Consider the following 6,055-nt stretch of genomic DNA (forward strand, 5'->3'; position numbering starts at 1 on the left):
ATCCTCATCGCCGTCGCCGCCCGCAAGCCCGCCTTCGCCTTCCCGCAGGCAGTCCGCCAGCCGCTTCCCGCACCCGTGGGTGCAGGCAGCGCCGAGATCTCAGAGCAGCACTCGGTGGGCGATCCGCGCAACACCGCGGACGCGGGCGATCTCGCCGCACGCCCGGCCACGCCCGACGACGACCGTCCCACCGGACCGCGACGGATTCCGGTCGGCAAGGTCATCCGAGAAGCACCCTGGCAGATCGTGCTGTTTTCCATCGGCATGTATCTCGTCGTCTACGGCCTGCGCAACCAGGGACTGACCGGTGAGCTGGCCAAGCTGTTCGGATTCTTCGCCGACCACGGGGTGCTGGCCGCCGCACTCGGCACCGGGCTGGTCGTGGCCGTGCTGTCGTCGATCATGAACAACATGCCCACAGTGCTTATCGCCGCGCTGGCCATCGGCGCCGTCGGCGCAACCGGGCTCACCCACGAAGCGATGGTCTACGCCAACGTCATCGGCTCCGACCTCGGACCCAAGATCACCCCGATCGGCAGCCTGGCCACCCTGCTGTGGCTGCACGTGCTCGACCGCAAGGGGATGCACATCGGCTGGGGCCGCTACTTCCGCACCGGCATCGTACTCACCATCCCCGTCCTGCTCATCACGCTAGCCGCGTTGGCCGGGTGGCTCACCGTCATCGGCACCTAAACCCGGAGTTCCGGCCAGGAAGGTCGTCCGGGGCACGCACGGAAGGAGACCGTCATGCACTGCTTCGACTGCGCCGAACAGAACGTCGACAGGCCCGCTGTTGGGACCTGTATGGACTGTGGGGTGGGCGTGTGCGCCCAACACGCCCGCCCCGACCGCCGCCCCGTCACCTGCCGGATGACCGCTGGCATCGTCCCCATACAGCAGCCGGCACGAGTGGCAGCTCGTATCCTGCGCTGCTCCGCCTGCGCCCAGGTCCGCACGACTGTCGCGGCCTGCGAAACACAGGGCGGCCGGGACTGCTAATGATCTCCAGGGCGTTCGAAGGCACGGGAAGCAAGCGGAGGTAGGCATGGCCGACACAGCGGACGTGGTCGTGATCGGCGGCGGGCAAGCCGGCCTGGCCGCCGGGTACTTCCTCCGCCGAGCCAGGCTGAGCTTCGTCATCCTGGATGCGCAAGACCGGCCGGGAGGTGCGTGGTCGCACGGGTGGGACTCGCTGCGGCTGTTCTCCCCGGCCGAATACAGCCCGCTGCCCGGCTGGTGGATGCCTCGCCAAGAAGGCGAAACCTTCCCCACCGCAGGCCACGTCGTCAGTTACCTGCGCAACTATGAGCAGCGATACGAGCTGCCCGTTCACCGCCCCGTTCACGTGCAGGGTGTCCACGACGCGGGGGCGTGGCTGGCCGTCGACACCGACCACGGGACCTGGCGCACCTCGATCGTCATCAGCGCGACAGGCACCTGGGACTCGCCGTACCTACCGGACTATCCGGGCCGCGACGAGTTTGCGGGAGAACAACTGCACACCGTCGCCTACCGCTCCCCCGAGCAGTACCGAGGCCAACGGGTAGTGGTCGTGGGAGGCGGTAACTCCGCGGCCCAGATCCTGGCCGAAGTCTCCACCGTCGCTGACGCGACATGGGTCACCCAGCGCCCTCCGCGGATCATGCCCGACGACGTGGACGGCCGCGTCCTGTTCGACGTGGCCACCCAGCGCGAAGTCGCCCGCCGGGCCGGCACGGACGCCGAGGGCGTCTCCGGGTTGGGCGACATCGTGATGGTGCCCAGCGTGCGCGAAGCCCGTGACCGCGGCGTGCTGCACGCCCACCCCATGTTTGACCGCCTCACCCGCGACGGCATCGCTTGGAGCGACGGAACTCAAAAGCATTGTGACGCGATCATCTGGTGCACCGGGTTCCGTCCCAGCCTGCACCACCTCGATCCCTTGGGGTTGGAGTACCAGAACGGCGTGCCGAAAACCGTGGGCACGCGGTCGGTCGACGAGCCACGGCTGTATCTACTCGGGTACGGAGACTGGACCGGTTCTGCGTCGGCGACCCTGATCGGCGCGGGCCGTACCGCGAAGACGACCATCGCCGACATCGCCGATCGCCTGCGCTCGGCGTAGAGCAGCGATCAGGTGCAGGCCCGGATGAGTCGTGCGGTGACATAGCGGGCATCCCGGCCGACTCCGCGCAGGGTGGCGGAGGCGAAGCTGCGTTGCCATTCCAGCCCGACGTAGCCGAGTCCGGGCACGGTGGTCGACAGGCCACGCTTGTGTCGGGGCAGGCCGTCGGCGGTCAGCGCGCCAGTTCCGTCCAGGTAGGACAGTTCGGGGCGGTAGCCGGTGGCGAGGATGAGCGTGTCGACGTGTTCGCGGGTGCCGTCCGACCAGATGAGCTGGGTGCCGTCGATGGCGGTGAACATGCGCCGCTGGTCGGGGTTGCCCGCCTCGACGGCCCGCCGGTAGCGGCCGTCGTCGTTGACCGGCATCGGCGGCGGATTGCGCACCAGGTGCCCGATCGGCAGGTGATCGAATCCACTGACCACGGACCAGAAATGCACGTCCCGGCCGAGAAGAAGCTGCGGTGCGAACTTGATCGGATGCCGGGTGGTCAAGGTGACCTGGGCGTGCTCGGCGAGTTCGGCCCCGATCTGCACCGCGGAATTCGCTGCGCCCACCACGACGACCCGCTGCCCGGCATACTTGCTGGGCTCGCGGTAGTCGGCGGCGTGCAGCACGGTGCCGGTGAACGTATCCAGTCCCGGAAGGTCCGGCCGATAGGGACGCCCGAACGCTCCGGTCGCGGCGATCACGACCGGCGCCGTCAACACCTGACCGTCGTGGACGTGGGCCACGAAACACGGGCCATCGCGGCGAATTCGCTCGACGCGGTGGTCGGTGCGGATGTCGGCGTCGAGGTTCTTGGCGTAGCGGCGGAGATAGTCGATGACCTCGTCGCGATGCGGGTAGTGCCACGGATCAGCCGGAAAAGCCATGCCGGGCAAAGTGCTGTAACGGGCCGGGGAGAACAGGGTGAGGCTGTCGTAGTACGACGGCCACGACCCCACCGGTTCGGGACCGGCTTCCAATAACACCGGCGCGCGGCCGACCTTCCGAAGGGCATGGGCGGCGGCGAGCCCGGACTGCCCACCGCCAATCACCAGAGCATCAACATCAGTCACGGCACGTTCCTTCCAGGATTCGTGACCAGGGAGAGCAGGGCGGCGGCCACGGTGACTGCGCCCAGGACGAGAAAGGTGGTCGCGTAGCCACCGAGCAGGCCGGCCATCGCGGCACCGGCGAAGGGAGCCAGCGCCATCGTGATCGTCAACGGGGCGGACAGCAGGCCGGTGAGCTGCCCGTAATACCGGGGTCCCCACCGGTCGGTGACCGCGGTGGCCTGCAACAGCGTGAACACCCCGCGTGCCATGCCCGCCAAGATCGCGGCGACGATCAACGCGGCCACCGAAGTGAGCATCCCGAGCAGCGCGGTGGTCACCGCCATCGCCAGCAGAATCAGCGCGGTACGTCCCCGCACGGTGGTGCGGCGGGTCAGAGTGGTGTAGCCGAGCCGTCCGAGGACCTGACCAGCCCCACCGAGACCGAGCGCGACCGCGGCGGTACCGGTGCCGATGCCCCGTTCGGCCAGCAACGGCACCAGGTTGATCACGACGGCGAAGGTCGCGAAGGCGGCCAGGCTCAACGCCACCGTGAGCGTGACAAACGCCCGACTGCGCGCCACCGTCCCGGGATCGACCTGCTCGTGCTGGGACTCCGCATCCGGGCGTTCTGGCCACGGCAAGGCGAGGCCGAACCAGTGCCCGGGAACCGTGATCAACGCAAGGATGGCGGCCAGCACGAGGTAAGTCGCCCGCCAATCCAGGTGGGCGGCCAAGCCGGCGGTCAGCGGGGCGAACACGGTGCTCGCCAGTCCAGCGGCCAAGGTCAGGATGGTCAGCGCCCGAATCCGGTCGGAGCCGTGCCTGCTGGTCAGGGCGGCGAACGCAGGCGGATACAGCACCGCCCCCATCGCCACCCCGACCAGCAGCCACGCAACGAGGAACCAGACCAGATTCTGCGCCGTGGCCACCGCAACCAGGGCGGGCACGGCCAGCGCCGAGCCCGCGGTCATCACCCCGCGCGGACCACGGTGATCCAGCCACCAGCCGACCGGGATACCAACCAATGCGGCGACGAGTTGGCTGCCCGACAACGCCGCAGTGATCGCCGCGATCGGCCAGCCCGTCGTCGCCGTGATATCCCCGGCCAAGACGGGAAAGGCGTAGTAGAGCACGCCCCAACTGGTGATCTCGGTGACGCACAACGTCACCAGCGCCCGCCGCAACCCCGCCCGGCTCACAACATCCGACTGCGCGAGCGCTCCGAAGGACACCGGCGTGCCCCGCTCAGTGTGTGGACCGAGCAGACACTGTCAGCGACTCCGGCTCGGCCGGTGCGCCGCAGCACCCGTCAGCCTGCTCCGCGGTGGGAGCGTCGAAAACGCCGGCACCGCCGCACACACCGGTTTCCGGCAACACCAGCTCGACCCGCTCGGCAGACTCGCGGTCGCCGGCCAGTGCGGCGGCGACCGAGCGCACCTGCTCGTAGCCGGTCAGCGCCAAGAATGTCGGCGCGCGGCCGTAGCTCTTCATCCCCGCCAGGAAGACGCCGGGTTCCGGATGGGACAACTCGGTAACCCCGTGCGGATAGACCGTGCCGCAGGAGTGCACGTTCGGGTCGATCAATGGCGCCAGCGCCACCGGCGCCTGCAACGTCGCATCCAGGCCAAGCCGGATCTCGGACAGCCACGACAGGTCGGGGCGGAACCCGGTCAGCACCACGACCTCGTCGACCGACTCGACCCGTTCGCCGAGGTCGGAAACCAGGGTGAGTCGATGTGCGTCGCGTTCCACCGCCGCCGTGCGGAATCCGGTGACGACCGCGATCCGTCCGGCCTCGACAGCGGCCTTGGCCCGCTGGCCGAGCGCACCTCGGGCGGGCAACTGATCGGCTTGGCCGCCTCCGAAGGTGTCGCCCACCTCGCCGCGGCGCAGCAGCCACGTGATCCGCGTATCCGGGTGCCGAGCGGCCAGCTCGTCGAACGCGACCAGAGCCGTCAACGCCGAATGCCCACTTCCCGCCACCACCACGTGCCTACCCGCATACCGCTCCCGGACGAACGCATCGGTCAGGTCCGGCACCTGGTAGGCGATCCACTCAGCCGCTGCATGCTCACCCGCCGCCGGCAGCCCGTCGCCACCGAGCGGACTCGGGTTGCCCCAGGTACCCGAGGCATCGATCACCGCCCTCACGGTCACCCGTTCCTCGGCACCCGACGCGGTGCGCACGTGCACGGTCAACGGCTCGCTGTCGCGCCCGGCGTCGACAACCCGGTCCCGGCCGCGGCGAGCCACCCCCACGACCTCGGCGCCGAACCGCACCCGCGTTCCCAACGCGTCGGCCAGCGGGCGCAGGTAGTGCTCGACCCACTCCCGACCTGTCGGATAGCTGCCCTCGTCCGGGGCCTGCCAGCCGGTTGCTTCCAGCAGTCGGCGGGCGGCCGGGTCGATCAGCTCTGCCCAGCGGGAGAACAGGCGCACGTGATGCCACTGCGCCACCGCGGCCCCCGCTCGATCGGCGCGTTCCAGCACCAGTGGTTCCACGCCCCGCTCGGCCAGCTCGGCAGCCGCTGCCAACCCGACCGGACCAGCACCGACGACCACCACAGGCGACTCGTTCATCCCTCACTCCATCCATCGATACATCTCGATTGAGTTGAGGTGAATATATCGAGCGCGCTCGATAGAAGCAACCATCGATTTCGATCGATATACTGGCGGCATGGCGATAGCGCTTCGGCAAGCCCAGGTCCTGCCCACCTCNGANGCGGCGACCTACGCCGACTGGTTTGCGTGCCTCGGCGAACCCGTGCGGGTGCGGCTGCTGCACGCGGTGGCCACCAGTTCGAAGGGCATCACCGTGGGTGCGTTGACGAAGATCCTGGGCACCAGCCAGTCGACCTGCTCCTTCCACGTGCGCAAGCTCGCCGACGTCGGCTTCGTCCGGCTCCACAAG

7 protein-coding genes are annotated in these 6,055 nt (G+C 69.1%); 4 read left to right on the forward strand and 3 right to left on the reverse strand.

Annotated features, from left to right (window positions below):
* The 3 genes from A37U_RS47355 to A37U_RS0137475 form a co-directional block, all read left to right on the forward strand.
* The coding region (locus tag A37U_RS47355) for an ArsB/NhaD family transporter (RefSeq protein ID WP_020501794.1) at positions 1-693 on the forward strand (693 nt) is incomplete at its 5' end.
* A gap of 54 nt (positions 694-747) precedes the next feature.
* Positions 748-999, forward strand: coding sequence for a DUF2180 family protein (locus tag A37U_RS47360; RefSeq protein WP_020501795.1), 252 nt, complete (start codon positions 748-750; stop codon positions 997-999).
* 46 nt (positions 1,000-1,045) lie between these two features.
* The gene (locus A37U_RS0137475; RefSeq protein WP_020501796.1) at positions 1,046-2,104 is read left to right on the forward strand and encodes an ArsO family NAD(P)H-dependent flavin-containing monooxygenase; all 1,059 of its coding nucleotides are present in this window, start codon (positions 1,046-1,048) and stop codon (positions 2,102-2,104) included.
* A gap of 8 nt (positions 2,105-2,112) precedes the next feature.
* Here the strand turns inward: A37U_RS0137475 and A37U_RS0137480 are convergent, their stop codons facing one another.
* From A37U_RS0137480 to A37U_RS0137490, 3 genes are read right to left on the reverse strand one after another with little or no spacing between them, the layout of a single operon-like run.
* On the reverse strand, positions 2,113-3,162 hold the full coding sequence (locus A37U_RS0137480; RefSeq protein ID WP_026198027.1) for a flavin-containing monooxygenase: 1,050 nt from the start codon (positions 3,160-3,162) through the stop codon (positions 2,113-2,115).
* Positions 3,159-4,373 carry an MFS transporter gene (locus A37U_RS0137485; protein ID WP_020501798.1) on the reverse strand — a complete coding sequence of 405 codons (1,215 nt, stop codon included), beginning with the start codon at positions 4,371-4,373 and terminating at the stop codon, positions 3,159-3,161. Before A37U_RS0137485 ends, A37U_RS0137480 begins: the two co-directional genes overlap by 4 nt.
* Before the next feature lie 13 nt (positions 4,374-4,386).
* Complete coding sequence (locus tag A37U_RS0137490; protein ID WP_020501799.1) at positions 4,387-5,721, reverse strand: FAD-dependent oxidoreductase; 1,335 nt, start codon at positions 5,719-5,721, stop codon at positions 4,387-4,389.
* A 100-nt stretch (positions 5,722-5,821) separates the two neighbouring features.
* On the opposite strand from A37U_RS0137490, the gene A37U_RS0137495 reads away from it, so the two are divergent.
* On the forward strand, positions 5,822-6,055 hold a 234-nt coding region (locus tag A37U_RS0137495), incomplete at its 3' end, for an ArsR/SmtB family transcription factor (protein WP_026198028.1).

This window comes from Sciscionella marina DSM 45152, from assembly GCF_000379465.1.
In the GTDB taxonomy this organism is placed as follows: domain Bacteria; phylum Actinomycetota; class Actinomycetes; order Mycobacteriales; family Pseudonocardiaceae; genus Sciscionella; species Sciscionella marina.